14 protein-coding genes are annotated in these 18,528 nt (G+C 57.0%); 8 read left to right on the top strand and 6 right to left on the bottom strand.

From position 1 onward, the window contains the following. Positions 1-2: 2 nt before the first annotated feature. Positions 3-1,121: a galactokinase gene (galK, locus tag B7364_RS13775; RefSeq protein WP_085340616.1), complete on the top strand. Its 1,119-nt coding sequence runs from the start codon at positions 3-5 to the stop codon at positions 1,119-1,121. Continuing rightward, on the top strand, positions 1,118-2,134 hold the full coding sequence (locus B7364_RS13770; RefSeq protein ID WP_085340615.1) for a UDP-glucose--hexose-1-phosphate uridylyltransferase: 1,017 nt from the start codon (positions 1,118-1,120) through the stop codon (positions 2,132-2,134). The genes galK and B7364_RS13770 overlap by 4 nt, the downstream gene beginning before the upstream one ends. Here B7364_RS13770 and gltB read toward each other — a convergent pair. Both gltB and B7364_RS13760 read right to left on the bottom strand, forming a co-directional pair. Beyond that, on the bottom strand, positions 2,131-6,687 hold the full coding sequence (gene gltB, locus B7364_RS13765) for a glutamate synthase large subunit (protein WP_085340614.1): 4,557 nt from the start codon (positions 6,685-6,687) through the stop codon (positions 2,131-2,133). The genes B7364_RS13770 and gltB overlap by 4 nt on opposite strands. Positions 6,688-6,743: 56 nt before the next feature. Further along, positions 6,744-8,201, bottom strand: coding sequence for an NAD(P)-dependent oxidoreductase (locus tag B7364_RS13760; protein ID WP_085340613.1), 1,458 nt, complete (start codon positions 8,199-8,201; stop codon positions 6,744-6,746). Positions 8,202-8,489: 288 nt separating this feature from the next. Between B7364_RS13760 and B7364_RS13755 the strand changes: the two genes are divergently transcribed. Next, positions 8,490-9,290, top strand: coding sequence for an undecaprenyl-diphosphate phosphatase (locus B7364_RS13755; protein ID WP_198534256.1), 801 nt, complete (start codon positions 8,490-8,492; stop codon positions 9,288-9,290). A gap of 5 nt (positions 9,291-9,295) precedes the next feature. Here the strand turns inward: B7364_RS13755 and coaBC are convergent, their stop codons facing one another. Then, positions 9,296-10,498, bottom strand: coding sequence for a bifunctional phosphopantothenoylcysteine decarboxylase/phosphopantothenate--cysteine ligase CoaBC (gene coaBC, locus B7364_RS13750; RefSeq protein WP_085340611.1), 1,203 nt, complete (start codon positions 10,496-10,498; stop codon positions 9,296-9,298). Between the two features lie 36 nt (positions 10,499-10,534). Beyond that, complete coding sequence (locus B7364_RS13745) at positions 10,535-11,011, bottom strand: Lrp/AsnC family transcriptional regulator (RefSeq protein WP_085340610.1); 477 nt, start codon at positions 11,009-11,011, stop codon at positions 10,535-10,537. Between the two features lie 102 nt (positions 11,012-11,113). On the opposite strand from B7364_RS13745, the gene B7364_RS13740 reads away from it, so the two are divergent. Then, on the top strand, positions 11,114-11,377 hold the full coding sequence (locus B7364_RS13740) for a DUF6356 family protein (RefSeq protein ID WP_085340609.1): 264 nt from the start codon (positions 11,114-11,116) through the stop codon (positions 11,375-11,377). Between the two features lie 42 nt (positions 11,378-11,419). Then, entirely contained in the window at positions 11,420-12,427 is a 1,008-nt protein-coding gene (locus tag B7364_RS13735) for a YeiH family protein (RefSeq protein ID WP_085340608.1), read from the top strand. On the opposite strand, the gene B7364_RS13730 is transcribed toward B7364_RS13735, so the two are convergent. Next, a complete protein-coding gene (locus B7364_RS13730; RefSeq protein WP_085340607.1) occupies positions 12,424-13,140 on the bottom strand; it encodes a GntR family transcriptional regulator in 717 nt (238 codons plus the stop codon). The genes B7364_RS13735 and B7364_RS13730 overlap by 4 nt on opposite strands. Then, entirely contained in the window at positions 13,137-14,426 is a 1,290-nt protein-coding gene (locus B7364_RS13725) for an acetyl-CoA hydrolase/transferase family protein (protein WP_085340606.1), read from the bottom strand. Before B7364_RS13725 ends, B7364_RS13730 begins: the two co-directional genes overlap by 4 nt. A gap of 81 nt (positions 14,427-14,507) precedes the next feature. Between B7364_RS13725 and B7364_RS13720 the strand changes: the two genes are divergently transcribed. From B7364_RS13720 to B7364_RS13710, 3 genes are read left to right on the top strand one after another with little or no spacing between them, the layout of a single operon-like run. Then, the gene (locus tag B7364_RS13720) at positions 14,508-15,914 is read left to right on the top strand and encodes an MmgE/PrpD family protein (protein ID WP_085340605.1); all 1,407 of its coding nucleotides are present in this window, start codon (positions 14,508-14,510) and stop codon (positions 15,912-15,914) included. Further along, the gene (locus tag B7364_RS13715; protein ID WP_198534255.1) at positions 15,911-17,293 is read left to right on the top strand and encodes a phenylacetate--CoA ligase family protein; all 1,383 of its coding nucleotides are present in this window, start codon (positions 15,911-15,913) and stop codon (positions 17,291-17,293) included. Before B7364_RS13720 ends, B7364_RS13715 begins: the two co-directional genes overlap by 4 nt. Beyond that, positions 17,293-18,489, top strand: coding sequence for an amidase (locus B7364_RS13710; RefSeq protein WP_085340604.1), 1,197 nt, complete (start codon positions 17,293-17,295; stop codon positions 18,487-18,489). The genes B7364_RS13715 and B7364_RS13710 overlap by 1 nt, the downstream gene beginning before the upstream one ends. The last annotated feature ends 39 nt before the right edge of the window (positions 18,490-18,528 follow it).

Below are 18,528 nucleotides of genomic sequence, written 5' to 3'. Positions count from 1 at the left end.
CCATGCAGAACCCAACTCAGTCTCAAATCGCTCTCGCACGCTTTAAGGATGCTTTTGACGCTACGCCAAGGCTTTTCCGTGCGCCGGGGCGGATCAATATCATTGGTGAGCATGTGGATTATGCAGGCGGTAAAGTCATGCCTGCCGCGATCGACTTTGCCTGTTGGGTCGCGGCGCGCCCGAATGGTCTTAACGTTCTGCGGGTTAGCAGCGATTTGGGCCAAAGCGAATTGCCATTGGATCATTTTGTAAAGCAGGGCGACTGGCGCGATTATGTGGCTGGCGTTGCCTTTGCTTTGCGCGACGCAGGCCACCAGGTGCAGGGCCATGACCTTGCTATTGCCTCGGACGTGCCGATGGGTGCCGGGGTTTCATCGTCAGCTGCCCTCGAAGTCGCGATAGGTCTAGCCTTGAGTGGGGGCACGGTGACGAGCAAGGACCTTGCTCAGATCGCCCAAGCGGCTGAAAACACCTATGTTGGCATGGCGTGCGGCATAATGGATCAGTTCGCCAGCGCCTGCGGTGTGGAGGGCCATGCCTTGATGCTGGATTGTGCTACCCTGGCCTACCAGCCGATCCCGCTGCCTTCTACAGCCTGCTTCTTGATCGTAGATTCAGGGGTCAAGCATCAGCACACCAGCGGCGGCTATGCCAGCCGGCGGGCCGATTGCGAAGCTGCAGCCGCGACCTTGGGCGTACCTCTCTTGGCCGAAGTGACAGACCTAGCCGCACTCAATCAGTTGAGCGGCAATCCATTGAAACGCGCGCGCCATGTATTAACCGAGATTGCCCGTACCCGAAAGGCAGAGGATGCTCTGGTACAAGGTAACTTGACCGAGCTCGGCCGCCTTCTGAATGCCAGCCATGCCAGTCTGTCAGCAGATATGGAAGTCTCTACCCCCGAAGTGGATCGCTTAACTGCTTTGGCTCAAGCCACGGAAGGTGTTTATGGTGCGCGCATGATGGGTGGTGGCTTTGGCGGTTCCATCATTGCTTTAGTGGAGCCAGATCGTGCTGCCACGGCGCTGGAGTCCATTTTGGAGACCTATTCCGCCTATTTGGGCCAAAGACCTGGGGCTTTTGTTGTTCGGGCAGCCGCTGGTGCCGGAGAAGTGGCATGAAGGGCCAAAAACCACATCGGCGACAGAATTTGCTTACAGGTGAGTGGGTGCTGGTTTCCCCCCACCGGATGGGTCGGCCGTGGCAGGGTGAGACGGGCGACAGCACACCCCCGTCTGGCTTCGCCCATGATCCCGCTTGCTATCTCTGTGCGGGCAATGCGCGCGTCGGTGGGGTGATCAATCCCACCTATGACGGTGTGTGGGTATTCGACAATGACTTCCCCGCACTATTGGCACCAGATGGTGAGGCGGGCCAGACGTCTGATCCTGTCTTGGTGACAGAGCCTGAGACCGGTGTCTGCCGTGTCATTTGCTACACGCCCGACCATTCTAAGACCATGGCCAGCATGACGCGGGACGAGATCGCCTCTGTGGTACACGTCTGGACAGCGCAGTGGCAGGAGCTGTCGGCGCGCCCGGACTTAGCCTCCGTAACCATATTTGAAAATCGTGGCGCAATGATGGGGGCCAGCAACCCTCACCCCCATGGTCAGATTTGGGCGACCTCTAGCATTCCGAACGAACTAGCGACCGAGGTTGGACGGCAGGCGGCTTGGTTCGATAAGAACGGTACCGCCCTTCTGATGGACTATTTGGAACGTGAGCTAACAGATGGCAGCCGCATTCTGTGTTCCAGTGCCCATTTTGTAGCTTTAGTGCCGTTTTGGGCGGCTTGGCCGTTTGAGACCTTGGTTCTGCCGCGTCGCGCCGTCGCAGCCTTGGATGAATTGCGCGCGGAAGAACAAAGCGATCTAGCCGATGTTCTGCGCCGCTTGACCGCCAGCTATGACCGCGTCTTCAACGCGCCCTTCCCTTATACGATGGGCCTGCACCAACGCCCGACACAAAGCCCAGCGCCGGGCTTTGTGTTCCACATGCACTTCTACCCGCCGCTGTTACGCTCTGCCACGGTGCGGAAATTCATGGTGGGCTTTGAAATGCTCGCCATGGCCCAGCGCGACCTCACACCAGAGGCGGCGGCTGAGCGCTTACGAACGGTCTGGGTCGATTAAGCGGAGGCAAGAGCAGCCTCTGCGTCCAAAGGCTCTGCCAAGCGGGTCAGCATTTCCTTGGGCACGACTTGCCAGACATTGCCAAGTTCATTGGCCAGATCATCCAAGATACGCCGGCCTAAGGGTGAGCCAGTGGCTTGTACATGGCGTTCTAGGAGATTGGTGAATTGGTTTTCCCAGTAAGGACTACCAATGCGGCGCCAAACGACGCTGTCTGGATTGATCAGTTTGGGCAAGCGGTTGGGTGGGTCCCACACAAAGGCCATACCGCCTGTCATGCCCGCAGCGAAATTGTCACCAACAGGCCCAAGAGATATGACAAGGCCACCGGTCATATACTCACAGCCATTGGCCTCCATGCCTTCTACGACAGCAGAAGCGCCGGAATTGCGCACCGCGAACCGTTCCCCCGCTTGGCCGGACGCCAGCAATGTTCCCGAGGTCGCGCCATAGAGGCACGTATTGCCGATGATGGCATTTTCCTCTGGCTTCAAGCCAGAGCCTGAGGGGGGCCGCAGCACGATAGTTGCACCCGACAAGCCTTTGCCGACATAATCGTTGGCATCGCCTACAACGTCCAAGGTCAGGCCTTGGACTCCAAAGGCCCCTAAGGATTGCCCGCACGAGCCTTCGAGCCTTACCGTCAAGCGACCTTCAGGTAGGGCACCCATGCCGAATTTTCGCACGATGGCACTGGAAGAGCGTGTGCCGATGGCGCGTTGCACATTGCGAACGCCATAAGCCAATTGCATCTTCTCCCCACGCTCAAAGAAGGGCGCAGCGTCGCGCAGGATCTGCGCATCCAGCGTATCCGGCACTTCGACGCGGGGCTTATCGGTGCCGAAGCGGGTTGGCTTTGCCCCTTCGACGCGCACCAAGAGTGGATTTAAGTCAAGGTCGTCAAGGTTAGCTGCCCCGCGGCTGACTTGGCGCAATAGATCGGTACGGCCCACGACTTCGTTCAGGGTTTTAAAGCCCAGGCTGGCGAGGATTTCACGCACGTCTTCGGCAATAAAGCTCATCAGATTGACGACTTTTTCCGGCGTGCCCGTAAAGCGTTGGCGAAGGGCTTCATCTTGCACGCACACGCCGACAGGACAGGTGTTTGAATGGCATTGGCGCACCATGATACAGCCCATGGCGACAAGAGACGCGGTGCCGATGCCAAATTCTTCTGCACCCAACATAGCCGCCATCACGATATCTCGGCCCGTCCGCAGGCCACCATCGGTGCGCAGCACCACATGGTCACGTAGATTGTTGAGCGTCAGGACTTGATGCGCTTCGGCCAGTCCCAATTCCCACGGAATCCCGGCAAATTTGATCGAGGTCTGGGGTGAGGCTCCAGTCCCGCCGACATTGCCAGCGATCAGGATGATGTCGGCCTTGGCTTTGGCAACACCAGCGGCAACCGCACCGATACCCGATTGAGCAACCAGCTTGACGCACACTTTTGCCTCAGGATTGATCTGCTTCAAATCGTAGATTAGTTGGGCCAAATCTTCGATCGAATAGATATCGTGGTGCGGTGGTGGGCTGATTAGGGTCACGCCGGGGGTGGCATGGCGCAGACGCGCAATCATTTCAGTCACTTTGAAGCCGGGCAGCTGCCCGCCTTCGCCGGGCTTGGCCCCTTGTGCGACTTTGATTTCAATCTCGCGGCACTGGTTCAGATACTCCGCTGTCACGCCAAAGCGCCCAGACGCAACCTGCTTAACGGCACTATTGGGATTGTCACCATTGGGAAGTGGCTTATAGCGCTCGCGGTCCTCGCCGCCTTCGCCGGAGACTGATTTGGCACCGATCCGGTTCATCGCAACATTCAACGTGCCATGCGCCTCGGGACTTAAAGCGCCAAGGGACATGCCAGGTGTGTTGAAGCGCTTACGGATTTCATTGAGGCTTTCAACTTCCTCCAAAGCAACGGCTTTATTAGTCGACTGAAAATCCAGCAGGTCACGTAATTGGATGGGGGCCCGCCCACTCAATAAGCTGACATATTTCTGATAAGCGGCGTAAGAGCCCGTGTTACAGGCAGTTTGCAGCTGGTGGATCTGCGCTGCTTCCAGCGCATGCGGTTCACCTGACGCGCGGGCTTTGTAGAGGCCGCCGATCGGCAAACTCACGACCGCTTCTTCCCATGCCTTGGCGTGGATCGCTTGGGCCTTTAGGGCAATCCCCTGCAAGCCGATGCCGGAAATCCGCGAGCTCATGCCTGGGAAGAAATCTGCCACCAAGGCGCGGGACAGGCCTAAGGCCTCAAAATTATAACCACCGCGATAGGACGAAATGACCGAAATCCCCATTTTGGACAGGATTTTCAGAAGGCCTGCTTCGACCGCTTTCTTATAATTCACCACCGCTTGATTCAGCGTGAGACTGCCCAAAAGACCGCGTGCGTGCCGGTCGGCAATCGCCTCTTGCGCGAGATAGGCGTTGACACAAGTCGCCCCCACACCCACCAAAACCGCAAAATAATGCGTGTCGACGCACTCGGCAGCGCGCACGGTGATGGAGCAATAAGACCGCAAGCCTTTCGCAACCAAATGGGCATGTACGCCACCCGTCGCCAAGATCATGGGCGCGGCAATCCGACCGGGGCCTTGATGTTCATCGCTCAATACCAATTGGCTTTGGCCCGCGCGCACCGCATCTTCAGCTTGCGCCTTGATCCGATCCAAAGCGTCGCGCAAGGCAGCCCCGGCTAAGTCTGGGTCTTCTGGTAGATCATAGCTGCAGTCGATGAAGGCGACGCCTGCACCCAGCATGGCAACCATGCGGTCATACATGCCGGTGGTTAGCATCGGGCTATCCAGGACGAACACATCTTGCTGGGTTTCGTCATGTGCCAAGATGTTGCCGAGGTTCTTGAAGCGGGTTTTGAGGCTCATCACCCGCTCTTCACGAAGTGGGTCGATGGGCGGGTTGGTCACTTGGCTGAAATTCTGCTTGAAGAAGTGCGACAACGGCCGATAGCGCGAAGACAGAACCGCCAGCGGGGAATCATCGCCCATCGAGCCCAAGGCTTCTTTACCCTCTTCTGCCATTGGCGCGAGGACAACCTCCAATTCTTCCAAGGTCAAGCCCGCGGCCACTTGCCGGCGCAACAATTCTTGGCGCGAATAAAGCTTAGGCTCTGGTCCCGGTCCGATGCGGGCCTCCAGATTCACAACATTGGAGTTCCACTTCACATAGGGGTGGGCGCTGGCTAATTTGTCGATGATCGCCTCGTGGGTATAGAGCTTGCCCTTCTCCATATCGACGGCCAGCATTTCACCGCGCCCAACGCGGCCCTTTTTGGTGATGACGCGCCCATCGAGTGGGCACATTCCGGTTTCAGAGCCGACGGCCAGAATGCCATCGGCTGTCACTGAATAGCGCATGGGGCGGAGGCCATTGCGGTCCATCCCGGCCACCGCCCAACGACCGTCATAAATCGCCAAAGCGGCTGGCCCGTCCCATGGCTCCATCACCGCATTGCAATAGGCATAAAGCGCCATATGGCTCGGCTTCATAATGTTTTCTTGCTTGGCCCAAGCCTCTGGCACCAAGAGCGCCTTGGCCATCGGGGCCGAACGTCCGGCGCGGACTAAGACTTCGCACACATTGTCGAGCGCTGCAGAGTCTGATCCGCCAGCCTGCACAATCGGCTTCACATCTTCCTGATAATCGCCAAAGGCCTCAGAAGCCATGGGGATCTCATGGCTTTTCATCCAATTGATATTGCCCTTAACCGTGTTGATTTCGCCATTATGGGCCAGCATGCGGAAGGGCTGGGCCAGATGCCATTGCGGGAACGTATTGGTCGAATAGCGCTGGTGATAAATCGCCACCGCCGACACAAACTTCTCATTCTGCAAATCTGGGAAGAAGGTGTCGATGCTTTCAGCCAAAAACATACCTTTGTAGATGACCGACTTGGACGAAAATGAGCAGACATAAAAGCCCGTTACGCTCGACGCCAAGGCGCGCTTTTCAATGCGGCGCCGGCAGATGAACAAGGTACGTTCCAGCTCTTCGGCGCTGCGGCCACGTGGGTCGTAGAACAGTATTTGCTCAATCTCAGGCCGGGTTGCATTGGCCTTTTCACCAATAACCGAGATATCGACCGGCACTTGTCGCCAGCCATAGATATAAAAGCCAAAATTCAGGATTTCTCGTTCAACAATAGTCCGCGCGGTCTCTTGTGCGCCAAAGTCGGTGCGCGGCAAGAAGATCATGCCCACGCAGATTGGATCATCTGTTGGGCTATGGCCCGTGCGTGCCACTTGCTCGCGGAAGAAGTCTTGCGGCACATCGACCCGCACCCCCGCCCCATCGCCGGTCTTGCCATCGGCATCGACGGCCCCACGGTGCCAGACGTTCTTCAAGGCCTTCAGCGCCATGGCCACAATGTCGCGGCGGGGTTTGCCATCGAGCGCGCAGACGAGACCGACGCCGCACGAATCCTTCTCATCCTCTGGATTATAGGCGTTTCCATCGGTCAGAATCTGCCGGTTCTTGAGATAGAGGTCGATAGCGCTAGAACCGGTGGGCGGGAAAGAAATGGTCATGGTCTTGTGCCTTTGGCGAGCCGAAGCCCTGTTTTGTCTGCGAAGTTTAGGGCAGCCTACTGGGCCGCAAATTTAGCTGCAGTGGCGCGCATCCGGGCCTGTTTGCGCATCGCCGTGTGCATGTGCTCAGCGGCCTCACGGCCATCCTTGATGGCCCAAACAACCAAGGATGCCCCGCGAACAATATCACCTGCGGCAAAAACGTTCGGGATGGAGGTCTCGCCCGTAATCGCATCCGCCCGAATTGTGCCCCAGCGGCTGACTTTCAGCGCAGGCTCATCAAACAAGGTTTGCACATTCTCGGGGTCAAAGCCCAGTGCCTTAATGACCAGATCAGCAGGCACCTCAAACTCGCCACCCGCAACTTCTTCAGGACTTTGCCGGCCCGAGGCATCAGCTTCGCCTAGGCGCATGCGTGCGGCCAGAACGGAGGTAACACCAGCTTCATTCGAGTGGACCGCCTTTGGTGCAGCCAACCACTCAAATGTTACGCCTTCATCTTCGGCATTGCTGACCTCGCGGGCACTGCCCGGCATGTTGGCGCGATCCCGCCGATAGAGACAGGTGACTTTTGCCGCCCCTTGCCGGATGGCGGTGCGAACGCAATCCATCGCTGTATCGCCGCCGCCAATGACCACCACACGCTTGCCCGCCGCATTGAGCACGCCTGCCTCAAAGTCTGCCACATGATCACCCAAGCCCACGCGATTAGAAGCGGTCAGATAGTCCAATGCCTCAACTACACCGGGGCCGCTCGAGCCAGGGCAAGGTAAAGCACGGGCTTTATAGACGCCGATCGCAACCAAGATGCTATCGTGAGTGCTGCGAAGATCGGCCAGCGTCCCATCTCGGCCTATTTCATAATTGAGCATGAATTTCACGCCCGAAGCCTTCAAATGCTCGACGCGGCGGGTCACCACATCTTTTTCCAGCTTGAAGCCGGGAATCCCATACATCAACAGTCCGCCTGCACGGTCATAGCGGTCATAAATTGTGACCTGATAGCCCTTGTTGCGCAGCGCTTCTGCGGCAGCCAAGCCACCAGGGCCCGCACCAATGATACCAACATGCTCTGCGAGTTCTTTGGGCGGCACAATCGGCTCGACCCAGCCATTTTCCCATGCAGTCTCGGTGATATAGCGCTCCACCGCCCCAATCGTGACAGCGCCATGGCCAGACTGCTCAATCACGCAGGCACCTTCACACAGACGATCTTGCGGGCAGATGCGGCCACAGATTTCTGGCATTGAGTTTGTCGCAGAAGATAGCGCATAGGCCTCCTCAAGGCGGCCTTCCGCCGTCATTTTCAGCCAGTCAGGAATGTTGTTCTGCAGAGGACAGCCTGATTGGCAGAAAGGGACACCGCATTGTGAACAGCGGGACGCCTGCTCATTGGCCTTTTGGGTGATGAACTCCCCATAAATCTCGTGGAAATCCGCCGTACGCGCTGAGGCAGGACGCTTCTCGGGCGTTTGGGGGTCAATACTGACGAATTTAAGGAGCCGTTCGGCCATAATTGTCTCGCAATTCCAAAGATCACCGGCGCACTCGCCACGCCAGTCTGGCTTCCGTTACCGTCAAAGCTCAGCTTTGCCAAGTTCAAACTGCACAATTAGGTATATTTCAAGACCTATATGGGCTGGAAAGACGAAGCCGACCTCCAAATGATCGCGATATGGTGAAGGATTAGGCAGTCATATAGGTCAAGAATTATACCTATTATACAAATGCGCGCTCGGCTGGTTTTGCGCGTGAAGCCATGCCATGAGGCCTTTCACCACGCTTACTGTTGAATGGATGAGATGAGCGATTACCTCGTAGCCGTTTTATTGGGCATTATCGAAGGCCTGACAGAATTCTTGCCGATTTCGTCGACAGGACACTTAATTCTGGCCGAGCAATTACTGCCTGGCGATGTTCCCGACACGTTTGAGACGATGATACAGCTCGGGGCGGTCCTTGCCGTCGTGGTCCTTTATTTTGAAAAGCTCTGGGGGGCCTTCATCACGCTTCCTTCGAGCCCCGCATCGCGCCAATTTGCGGCAGCTGTCCTGCTCGCCTTCTTTCCGTCGATGTTGCTTGGTGCCTTGCTACACGACTTCATCAAAGGCGTTTTGTTCAGCCCGGTCGTGGTATCGGTTACTTTAGTTGTTGGGGGCATCTTGATCCTACTAGCCGAACGGTTCCGTCCGCAGCCGCAAGTACTTGATGTCGACGACATCTCGGTCAGCATGGGTTTGAAGATTGGTTTGTGCCAATGTCTGGCGTTGATCCCGGGCATGTCGCGTTCGGGAGCCACCATTATTGGGGCCATGATGCTGGGTGTAGACCGCAAACCTGCGGCAGAATTCAGCTTCTTCCTTTCTATCCCAACCATGGTGGGGGTGTTTGCCTATGAAGGCTGGAGCAATCGCGAGGCTCTTCTAGCGCAAGGCGGACAAGACCTAATTTTGGTCGCCATTGGCTTTATCGTCTCGTTTATCACCGCGATTTTTGTGATAAAGCTATTCATTGGCATCGTGCAGCGCATGGGTTTTGCGCCCTTTGCCTATTATCGGATTGTGGTCGGCCTCTTAATGTTAGGGATTTTCTGGCCGTTCTAAGCTGGTCAAGTCTTGAAATACGCTGAAATTTCTTCAGCGAGGCGGATGGCGATTTGGGCTTTTGGCGCTTCGGGCCAACTCTGGTGCCCCTCCGCGGTGACCAGAAGAATCTGATTGCTTTCCCCACCCATCACATCGCCAGATACATCATTGGCCACCACCCAATCACAACCCTTTTTTGTCCGTTTGGCCGTGGCATAGGCCAAGACTTCGTGCGTTTCGGCCGCAAAGCCGATGACCAGTTTCGGTCTTTTCGGCCCCGATTGGGCAATGGTGGCAAGAATATCTGGGTTTTCAACCAAAGTCATGGCGGGTGCTTTGGCGTCACCCTTGAGCTTCAGCTTTACCTCTGCCTTGGTCTCGGGCCGCCAATCAGCAACAGCCGCAACGGCAACAAAAATATCGACGGGCAAAGCGCTTTGACAGGCTTCCAACATCTCCCGCGCGCTTTCCACCCGCACCATGCTCACACCCGGCACATCGTTCAGCGCAGTGGGACCCGACACCAAGGTCACCTCTGCGCCAGCTTCGGCGAGTGCGTGCGCAATGGCATAGCCTTGCTTGCCGGAAGACCGGTTCGACAAAAAGCGGATGGGGTCAAGCGCCTCTAAAGTTGGCCCGGCAGTCACAATGGCACGCTTGCCTTGCAACGGCTTATCGGAACAGGCTTTGTGCCAAAAGACTTCTATGGCCGCAGCAATGGCTTCAGGCTCTGCCATGCGCCCTAGCCCAAACTCGCCACAGGCCATCGCCCCTTCATCGGGGCCAATAAAGTGAACACCATCTGCGCGCAGCGTCGCCAGATTGCGCTGCACCGCAGGATGTTCCCACATGCGGACATTCATGGCCGGGGCCATCAAGACGGGCTTATCTGTCGCCAGCAAAGCCGTTGAGGCTAGGTCATTGGCCAAGCCATGAGCAACTTTGCCAATCAAATCCGCCGTCGCAGGGGCCACCAAAACCAAGTCCGCACTGCGCGACAATTCAATGTGGCCCATCTTGGCTTCATGGGTCAGGTTGAACAGCTCTTGATGCACGTCATCCTTGGTCAGGCTCGCCAAAGTCAAAGGTGTCACGAATTGGCTGCCCGCTTGGGTCAGGATAACCCGACAGCCAATGCCACGCTTGTCCAGCGCCCGCACCAATTCCGGGGCCTTATAGGCAGAAATTCCGCCACCTACGATCAAGAGGACGCGCTTTAGGCTCATGCCTGCCCTTTAGACCATAAAAACTTGTACCAAAAGCTAAATTCGCAAAGGAACGGCGGTGGTGAACTTAATCGTCTCCATGGCAAAGCTGGAACTCACATCGCTCAACTTCGCACTCCGGATCAGTTTTTTATAGACGCGGTCATAATCGGCGATCGAGGCCACCAGGAGTTTGAGCAAGTAGTCGGTATCCCCGCTCATCCGGTAAAACTCCACCACCTCAGGGATTGCCGAGACAGAGCGCGCAAAGTTTTCCAGCCATTCGTCAGAGTGGTCCGACGTTTTGATGGCGACAAAGACCGTCATGCCAAGGCCGACCGTTTCGGGATCGATCAAGGCCACCCGCTTGGCGATAATGCCGGCTTCTTCCATCCGCCTAATTCGTCGCCAAGCTGTATTGGCCGACATCGCAGTGCGCGACGATATTTCCTCCAAAGATACAGAGGCATCGGTTTGAAGTATGGACAAAAGCTTAATGTCTGCTTCGTCGATTTTTTGATTTTCTGGCTTCATGATCGAAGAATTATACCAAGACCGCACTGATACTCAATAAGAAAGTGAAAATTTACCATAGAATCTGTGAGAACCTTTTCCGGCAAATGGGAGAGAGTGGACATGTTCAAAAAATTATTCGTCGAGCATCCAGAAAGCGTTGGCGAAACCTATTTTGAACATTTGGGGGTGGCCTTTAGCTTTGGTTTCCAAATGTTGGGGGCGGCTTTTGCCTGTATCATTCATGGTCTAATTCCCGGTTTATTCAAATCGACCGGCAGCCAAACTATTTGTTGTCTGCATGATCGAATGGTCGTGCACCGCAACCGCAAGCATACCGCTAATGGAGCCCCGATTGCACAACCTGGTGAAACGGCCCTAAGCTAAACTAGTCAGCGCGTGGGGTGATGCGCATGAGTGTGGGGCCCAATGATTAAATCGCTTACAAAGTTTGGCCCCGGTGTAGGCTTGGGCCTGTTTCTGGCCGCCATCGCTTATTTTCCGACCCAGGGCACGCGCGTTCCCACCCTATTGATCGCTTTGCTTCTGGGTATGCTGGCGGCGATCGTCTTAACGAAACCTAACTTCAAGCCCGGCAATGATCTATTGGCGAAGCCTTTATTGCGGGTTGGCGTTGCCCTGATGGGCTTTCGAATCACAATCTCAGACTTGCAGGCTCTGGGCTGGCAACCCGCCGTAATCGCCGTTTCTGCCGCTTTTGGCACCTTATGCTTGGGCTATCTTGCTGGGCGCGCATTAAAGTTACCCCGTGCGACAGCGTTTTTGACTGCCACCTCGGTTGCGATTTGCGGGGCTTCGGCGGCTTTGGCAATTGCCACCGTTTTGGCGCGACGTCCGAATTCGAATGTGGAGCGCGACGTGGTCGCTACTGTGGCCAGCATTACCATTATTGGCACGATTGCAGTCGTGGCCTATCCAGCACTCTGTCACTTCTTCAATATCCCAATGATTCCGTCAGCGGTGTTCCTTGGCGCATCCATTCATGAAGTTGCCCAAGTCGTCGCAGCTTCGGACGTCTATGGCGAAGCGGCAACACCAGCCGCCACCACCGTAAAAATGATCCGCGTCGCTATGATGCCAGTCGTGATTTTTGGCCTGTTGATGATCTTGTCTTGGCGCGACCGCAAAGAAGGTGAACAGGAGGAAAACGAAGCTACTGTGCCCGTCTTCCTCTTGGGCTTTGTGGCCGCCATCGTGGTCGCCAATACAGGCTGGTTGACTCCTGAGGGCATTGCCGCCCTCACCAAAATCTCCAGCATCTGCCTGATTGTTTCTATGGTCGCTTTAGGGGCCAACACCTCAATCAAGGGCGTTATGCTATTGGGCCCGCGCGCGGTAAGCGCCCTCCTGATCCAGACCGCCATTATTGCCGCCATCTCCGCTACAGGCGTCGGGATCATGATGATGGCAAGTTAGCGACTGACCGACATCGAATAAGTAAAATGCTCGCCTGGATGGATGCTGATGCTGGCTTGATAAATATGGCCCGAAGCATCGCCATAGCGCCGGCGTGTGCGAAGTGCTGGATCTCCTGCATGCTCGTGCAGGCGCTTGGCTAGGTCGCGGCTTAACTTGATCGCGGAAATGTCTTGCTCAATCGTGGCCGCCAGAACTCCAGAATAGCGGGCGATATATTCTGCGATGGCAAGGGGCCAATCGTCTAAAGCGGCGCGTGGTGGCGCAAGGTCTGCCCGGACACAGATACGGGTATGGGCAAGAGGCCTGCCGCCGGTAGTGCGAACTCGCAGGCCATAAATCCCGATCCAATCCAACGTTGGGTCAAGGTCCATAGCTACCAGATCTGCGGGATCAGCGACGCCATAGCTTTGAATAACAAGGCGCGTATCGCGTGCATATTGAAGAATATCGCCAATCTCGCCCCAGCCTTGCGAAAAGGGGCCAACAGGTTTGGCGGCAATCACAACGGAACCTGCACCCCGCCGCCGCTCAATCAGGCCTTCGTCAGTCAGGATCCGTAACGCGTCACGGGCGGTGTGGCGTGAGACTCGATGGGTGGCACACAAATCAGATTCGGTGGGAAGTAGGCTGCCGGTTGGATACTGGCCCGACGCAATCGCCTTGCGCAACTCGTCTGCCAAACGGCGGTAGAGGGAGTTGGGCGAACTCATGGCTTGGCACCTTTATGCTGCGCCCAAGCAGCCAACAAGTCCGCACGATGCGGAGGGGCCGCGAGCGAGATAATCGCCTGGGCGCGCGCCTCGGTGTCGAGGGGCTCAAGATCAATTGCACCTTGCTCTGTTACTAAGATAGGCGCATCCGAACGGGCAATAGACACACTTGGTGCACTAAGGCGCGGCACAATTCGGCTTTCTCCGTGCCTGCCGAGACTTTGCACCATCACGATTGGCTTGCCACCGGGGCTGAGACGCGCGCCACGCAAGAAATCGACCGCCCCGCCAACGCCGGCCAGAGTACGCGATCCTGCGAATTCACAATTGATCTGGCCGAACAAATCTACCTCCAGTGCAGAATTGAGGCTGATAAAGCGCGCAATTGCGCCAAGATGGGCCGCGCCGTGGGTCTCGACAATTGGGATCAACTTTAAGCGCACCTCTTGGGTCATCCGGGCTTGGAGTGTGCGACTGCCAAGAATAACGCCAGCCTTCAAACTTCCTTCGGCTTCGGCCAAGGCCCCAGCTTCTATGAGCGGTAGGACCCAGTCGCCAATCAAGCCCGAATGGATGGACAGCCCGCGCAAATTGGTCAGCCCCGCCATAATCGCACCGGGCAATTTGCCAATCCCCGCCTGCAACGTCGCCCCATCCTCAATCAAGCTTGTCACGTGCTGAACCAAGGCATCCACATCACCCGAAGGCGTTGGCGTCAATAATTCCGCAGGCGGGTCATCGGCCTCCACCCACGCATCCAAAGCGCTCAAATGCAGCTGTGGCGCGCCCCTTATCACGGGCAAGCTGGGATTGATCAGGCCCAACTTAAACACAGCGCGGTCAAAAAAGGCAGGGCTGGCGTCGGCCGATAAGGACAGCGAGCAATAGCCATCGGCATCTGGTGCGGAAAGGTGAAACACCGCCGCCTTGAACGGTGCCGTCTGGAAGAAGCGCCATGCCGCTGAATAATGACTTGGGATCACGCGGGTCTGCCCCGTGGCGATGGTTGCCACAAAGTCCGGGCTTGGCAAAAAAACCTCTGCTTGGGCTTTAGGCGATAGAGCAGCCCAATCCAAACGATTAAGCCCCGGAATGAACAACCCGCAAAAGCGAACCCCATCGGCCATTCCAGGCCTTTCCCGAAAAGCTTCTGCCAAGGCTAAGGGCTCCACCGGCCCGGCAGGAATGAAAACACGCCCGCCGCGCGCCCGTTCAGCCAATAGTCTCGCGGCCTCTGCCAGCCTCGGCAGTTTCACGGATGGGGCATTGGGTGGCCTAGGCGTCATGGTCTGCAGGTTTTTCCAGTCTCGATCGGCAAAATGGGTCAGAGCGATTGCGCTTCCCTCGTAGCATGCTATGTCCCCAATATGTCCGGACAAAGCTCAGAGTCTATACAGACGGATGCGTCACACACAGCGGCGCAAAAGCTCGCCCAACATGTGGCCTCAACCACTTTGGCCGATCTACCGCCCGAAGCGATCCAAGCCGTCCGCAATTTTACCTTGGATTTGATCGGCGTTGGAATTGCGGGCACACGTTCGCCCTATGCAGAAGGTGTCCGCCAAGCGGCAGCAAAATGGGGCGATGGGACCCAGGCGAATGTTTTTGCCACAGGCGAGGCTTTGCCAGCGCCCCATGCCGCATTCGTCAATGCGTTTCAGGCCCATGCGTTAGAGTTTGATTGTGTGCATGAGGGGGCGGTATTGCACCCGTTTACCGTAGTAGTCCCGGTCTTACTGGCGGAAGCACAACGGGTAGGCCTCAGGGGTGAACGCTATGTTTCGGCGGCGGCGATCGGGGTTGATGTTGCAGCAGGACTCGGTGTTGCGGCGAAGTCCCAAATCCGCTTCTTCCGACCTGCAACCTGCGGCTTGTTTGGCGCGGTCGCGGCGCTTTCTCATGCCAGAGGCTTAAGTGGTGACCAGACGGCCCACGCTTTTGGTTATGCGCTTGCCTTTGCATCCGGCACGATGCAGGCCCATGTTGAAGGCACGCCCGCTTTGGCGGCCAGTGTCGCCGGGGCTGCACGATCTGCCTTTGTCGCAGTCGATTTGGTCGAAGCCGGTCTGCCCGGACCAATGGGCTCCATTGATGGGCCGTTTGGCTATCTCTCACTGTTTGAACGCGACACAGCGCTTGAGCCCGTGATGGCAAGCCTTGGCCAAATTTGGCGCGCCGCAGAGGTCAGTTGGAAACCCTTCCCCAGTGGCCGCGCCTCCCACGGAGGGATCGACATGATCCAAGACTTGGCGCGCCAAGGTCTGACGGCTGATAATCTCGACCATCTGACGATTTCGGCCCCGCCCTTGATCCATCATTTAGTTGGTCGCCCGATCGCGCCACCGCCATTGGAAGTCAATTATGCACGCTTGTGTCTGCCCTATGTTGGCGCAATTGCTTTGACCAAGGGCGATGTCGGGCTGACAGACTTTACAGCAGACTGGCTCAATGATCCGGCAATTCACGCACTGGCGGCTCGCATCCAGGTTGAAGTCAATGAGGTGACAGAAGCCTCCTCCTTTGTGCCGCAATCGGCGCGCGCCGTTCTGAAGGATGGTCGGGTCCTGGAGGTGGCAATAGACAAACTTTTGGGTACACCCCAACGCCCATTGAGCCGGCAAGCCCATTTGGCAAAGTTCCGGGCCTGTTGCGCATTTGGCTTTGGCCGGGCCAATCCTGAGCTGGAAGACGCCCTCATCGAGGCCACAGACCATCTGACCGAACTCATTGATGTCGGCCTATTGGGCCGCCTTGCCGCAGGGATCCTCTCGTGACGGATTTACATACCAGCTTTGCCCAAAGCCTCGATTATCCAGCCCTCCTCAAAGACCACCCGATCGGCGATGACTTTGTGAAGATGGCAACCAGCATCAGCCGCGACCAGTTACGCGCCCATCAAGAGCGCCTGTTTCAAAAGCTCTTGGCGCGGGCCGCCAAAACCCACTTTTATCAGCGCCTGTGGGGCAAGCACGGCATTGAAGCAGGCGACATCCGCTCTCTCGACGATTTGCCCAAATTACCTACTTTCGGCAAGCAAGAGATTGTCGAAAGTATAGCGCTTTACCCCCCGTTTGGTGACTTTGCGGGCTTAGATTCCTATCCAGATAGTGCCCGCCCGCCGATGATTTTTCACACAACCAGCGGAACAACGGGGCGACCGCAGCCGCTCTTCTTCGGTGCCAAAACGCGGGAGGTGCAAAACCTCTTGCTCGCCCGCCTATTTCGCTGGCAGGGCATGCGCCCCAGCGATGTCGTCCACTCCGTCTATGGTCATGGCATGATCAATGGCGGGCATTATATCCGCGAGGCCGTCACCCGCTGGACCAGTGCAACCTTCATGTCGGCTGGCACCGGCATCGAAACACGCAGTGCGGCGCAAGTCGGCTTGATGCGCGACTTTGGCGCAACAGTGATTTTGGGCTTCACCGACTATATCAAAAAGCTGGCAGAAGTGGCTCGCGCTGAGGGGCTAGAGCCCGGGGTGGATATCCCCATTCGCATGATCTCGGGTCAATTTGGCCGGGAAGATAAGGATACGGTCTCTGCTCTCTGGGGCGGGGCGGCCTGCTATGATTGGTATGGCGTCGGCGATACCGGCATGATCGCGGGCGAAGGCCCCGACCGGGATGGTCATTATGTGATGGAAGACGCGCACTGGGTGGAAATCTGCGATCTCGACACCGCACAACCCGTACCGGATGGCCAAACAGGCGATCTCGTCGTGACTTGTCTGTTCAAGGACGATGTTTATCCCATCATCCGCTTCAACACCCATGACGTCAGTGCCTTCCGTACCGACACAAGCGCGATTGGCGTGCAGTTCAAGCGCATCGAAGGCTTCCTCGGTCGATCCGACAATATGGTGAAGCTGCGTGGTATCAATGTCTTCCCTCAAGCCGTTGGGCCGATCCTGGCAGAGCTTCCAGCTTTTGCCGGCGAGTGGATCTGTAAAGTCGTGCGCGATGGGCAGGGCCGCGACGAGTTGATAGTGATTTGCGAAGATCGCGGTGGCAATCCAGAAACTTATCGCGAGACCTTAAAGCGCAAGCTGGGTATTGAAGCACAGGTCGAATTGGTACCACCGGGAGGCACCGCTGCTTTGACCCAGATTGAGTCCAGACAAAAGCCTATTCGCCTGCTAGACCACCGCTGATGGATCACGCAAAACTTCTCGCCGCCAATCAAGCCATCAGGGCCTTCATCGCCTTTGATGAGACCCCGCCACAGAGCGAAGGCGCGCTTGCGGGCCTTCGGCTGGGGGTAAAGGGCAATATTGCGGTTCAGGGCCTTGCCAATACGGCTGGCTCGCAGGCGCGCCGCCAGGCAATTGCCACCCATGATGCACCCGTTGTCGCTTTGTTGCGTAAGGCTGGTGCAGAAATCGTCGGCACCCTGAATATGCATGAAGGTGCCTTGGGGGCCACGACCGACAACAAGGCTTACGGCCGCTGCATCAACCCATGGCGGGCCAATTTCTCACCCGGCGGCTCGTCAGGTGGATCGGGTGCGGCGATTGCCGCAGGTCTTGTCGATGCGGCCTTGGGAACAGACACGATGGGCTCCATCCGTCTGCCGGCTTCCTATTGTGGTGTGTATGGATGGAAGCCCTCGGGCACTTTGGTGTCTCAGAGCGGTGTCGTGCCCTTGTCGACCACATTGGATCAAGTCGGACCATTGGCCAAAAATCCTGAAACACTTTGGGCCGTCGCGAAAGCCTTGGGCGCGCCTGCCGCACTTCATTCCCTGCAGGGCTTACGTTTTGCCGTAGCCCGGGACCGAGCAGCCCCACCAGCGCTGATCCAGCCCAGCTTTGCGGTGGCATGCCAACGCTTGCTCGACGCGGGGGCACAGGTCATCGAGGTCGATCTGGCTTTAGGCTTCACCGACATTGACGTCGTGTTGGCTTGTCTGCTGGTCTGCGAAGTGGAAGGCGCGCGTGAATGGGCTGCAGAACTAGCCGACCCGGATTCCGGCTTAACGCCTGAATTTAGGGCCATGCTAAGCTATGGCCAAGGCGCGCTGCAAGCTCGGATTGACCAGGCATATGAGACGATTGCGCTTACCAAGGAACGGTTGCGCAACTGCTTTTCACGTGAAGACTTGGCGGGCGTGATCAGCCCGACCGTATCGCACCTTGCCTTTGATCACGATGTCGGCCCACCCGTGGATCAGGCCTATGCCACCATGTATGCCAATGTCGGCGACCTGCCTGCGATCAGCGCGCCTATGGGCTTGATCGACGGCTTGCCCATCGGCTTCCATGCCATGACGGCACCGGGCCGGGAAGACATCGCTCTCGGTCTCGCCGGCCTTTTTCCGGCCATGACCCTCCCAGTTTGGCAAGACTGAGCCTGCTATCCCTCTCTCGCCATGTCATTCCCGCCGAAG

The sequence above is a fragment of the Aquidulcibacter paucihalophilus genome (assembly GCF_002105465.1).
In the GTDB taxonomy this organism is placed as follows: domain Bacteria; phylum Pseudomonadota; class Alphaproteobacteria; order Caulobacterales; family Aquidulcibacteraceae; genus Aquidulcibacter; species Aquidulcibacter paucihalophilus.
This window is presented reverse-complemented; position numbering and strand designations above follow the sequence as displayed.

Excerpts from the sequence above, each read along its gene's own strand:
- galK (WP_085340616.1), top strand. The coding sequence starts at position 3 with ATGCAGAACCCAACTCAGTCTCAAATCGCTCTCGCACGCTTTAAGGAT.
- B7364_RS13770 (WP_085340615.1), top strand. The coding sequence starts at position 1,118 with ATGAAGGGCCAAAAACCACATCGGCGACAGAATTTGCTTACAGGTGAG.
- gltB (WP_085340614.1), bottom strand. The coding sequence starts at position 6,687 with ATGACCATTTCTTTCCCGCCCACCGGTTCTAGCGCTATCGACCTCTAT.
- B7364_RS13760 (WP_085340613.1), bottom strand. The coding sequence starts at position 8,201 with ATGGCCGAACGGCTCCTTAAATTCGTCAGTATTGACCCCCAAACGCCC.
- B7364_RS13755 (WP_198534256.1), top strand. The coding sequence starts at position 8,490 with ATGAGCGATTACCTCGTAGCCGTTTTATTGGGCATTATCGAAGGCCTG.
- coaBC (WP_085340611.1), bottom strand. The coding sequence starts at position 10,498 with ATGAGCCTAAAGCGCGTCCTCTTGATCGTAGGTGGCGGAATTTCTGCC.
- B7364_RS13745 (WP_085340610.1), bottom strand. The coding sequence starts at position 11,011 with ATGAAGCCAGAAAATCAAAAAATCGACGAAGCAGACATTAAGCTTTTG.
- B7364_RS13740 (WP_085340609.1), top strand. The coding sequence starts at position 11,114 with ATGTTCAAAAAATTATTCGTCGAGCATCCAGAAAGCGTTGGCGAAACC.
- B7364_RS13735 (WP_085340608.1), top strand. The coding sequence starts at position 11,420 with ATGATTAAATCGCTTACAAAGTTTGGCCCCGGTGTAGGCTTGGGCCTG.
- B7364_RS13730 (WP_085340607.1), bottom strand. The coding sequence starts at position 13,140 with ATGAGTTCGCCCAACTCCCTCTACCGCCGTTTGGCAGACGAGTTGCGC.
- B7364_RS13725 (WP_085340606.1), bottom strand. The coding sequence starts at position 14,426 with ATGACGCCTAGGCCACCCAATGCCCCATCCGTGAAACTGCCGAGGCTG.
- B7364_RS13720 (WP_085340605.1), top strand. The coding sequence starts at position 14,508 with ATGTCCGGACAAAGCTCAGAGTCTATACAGACGGATGCGTCACACACA.
- B7364_RS13710 (WP_085340604.1), top strand. The coding sequence starts at position 17,293 with ATGGATCACGCAAAACTTCTCGCCGCCAATCAAGCCATCAGGGCCTTC.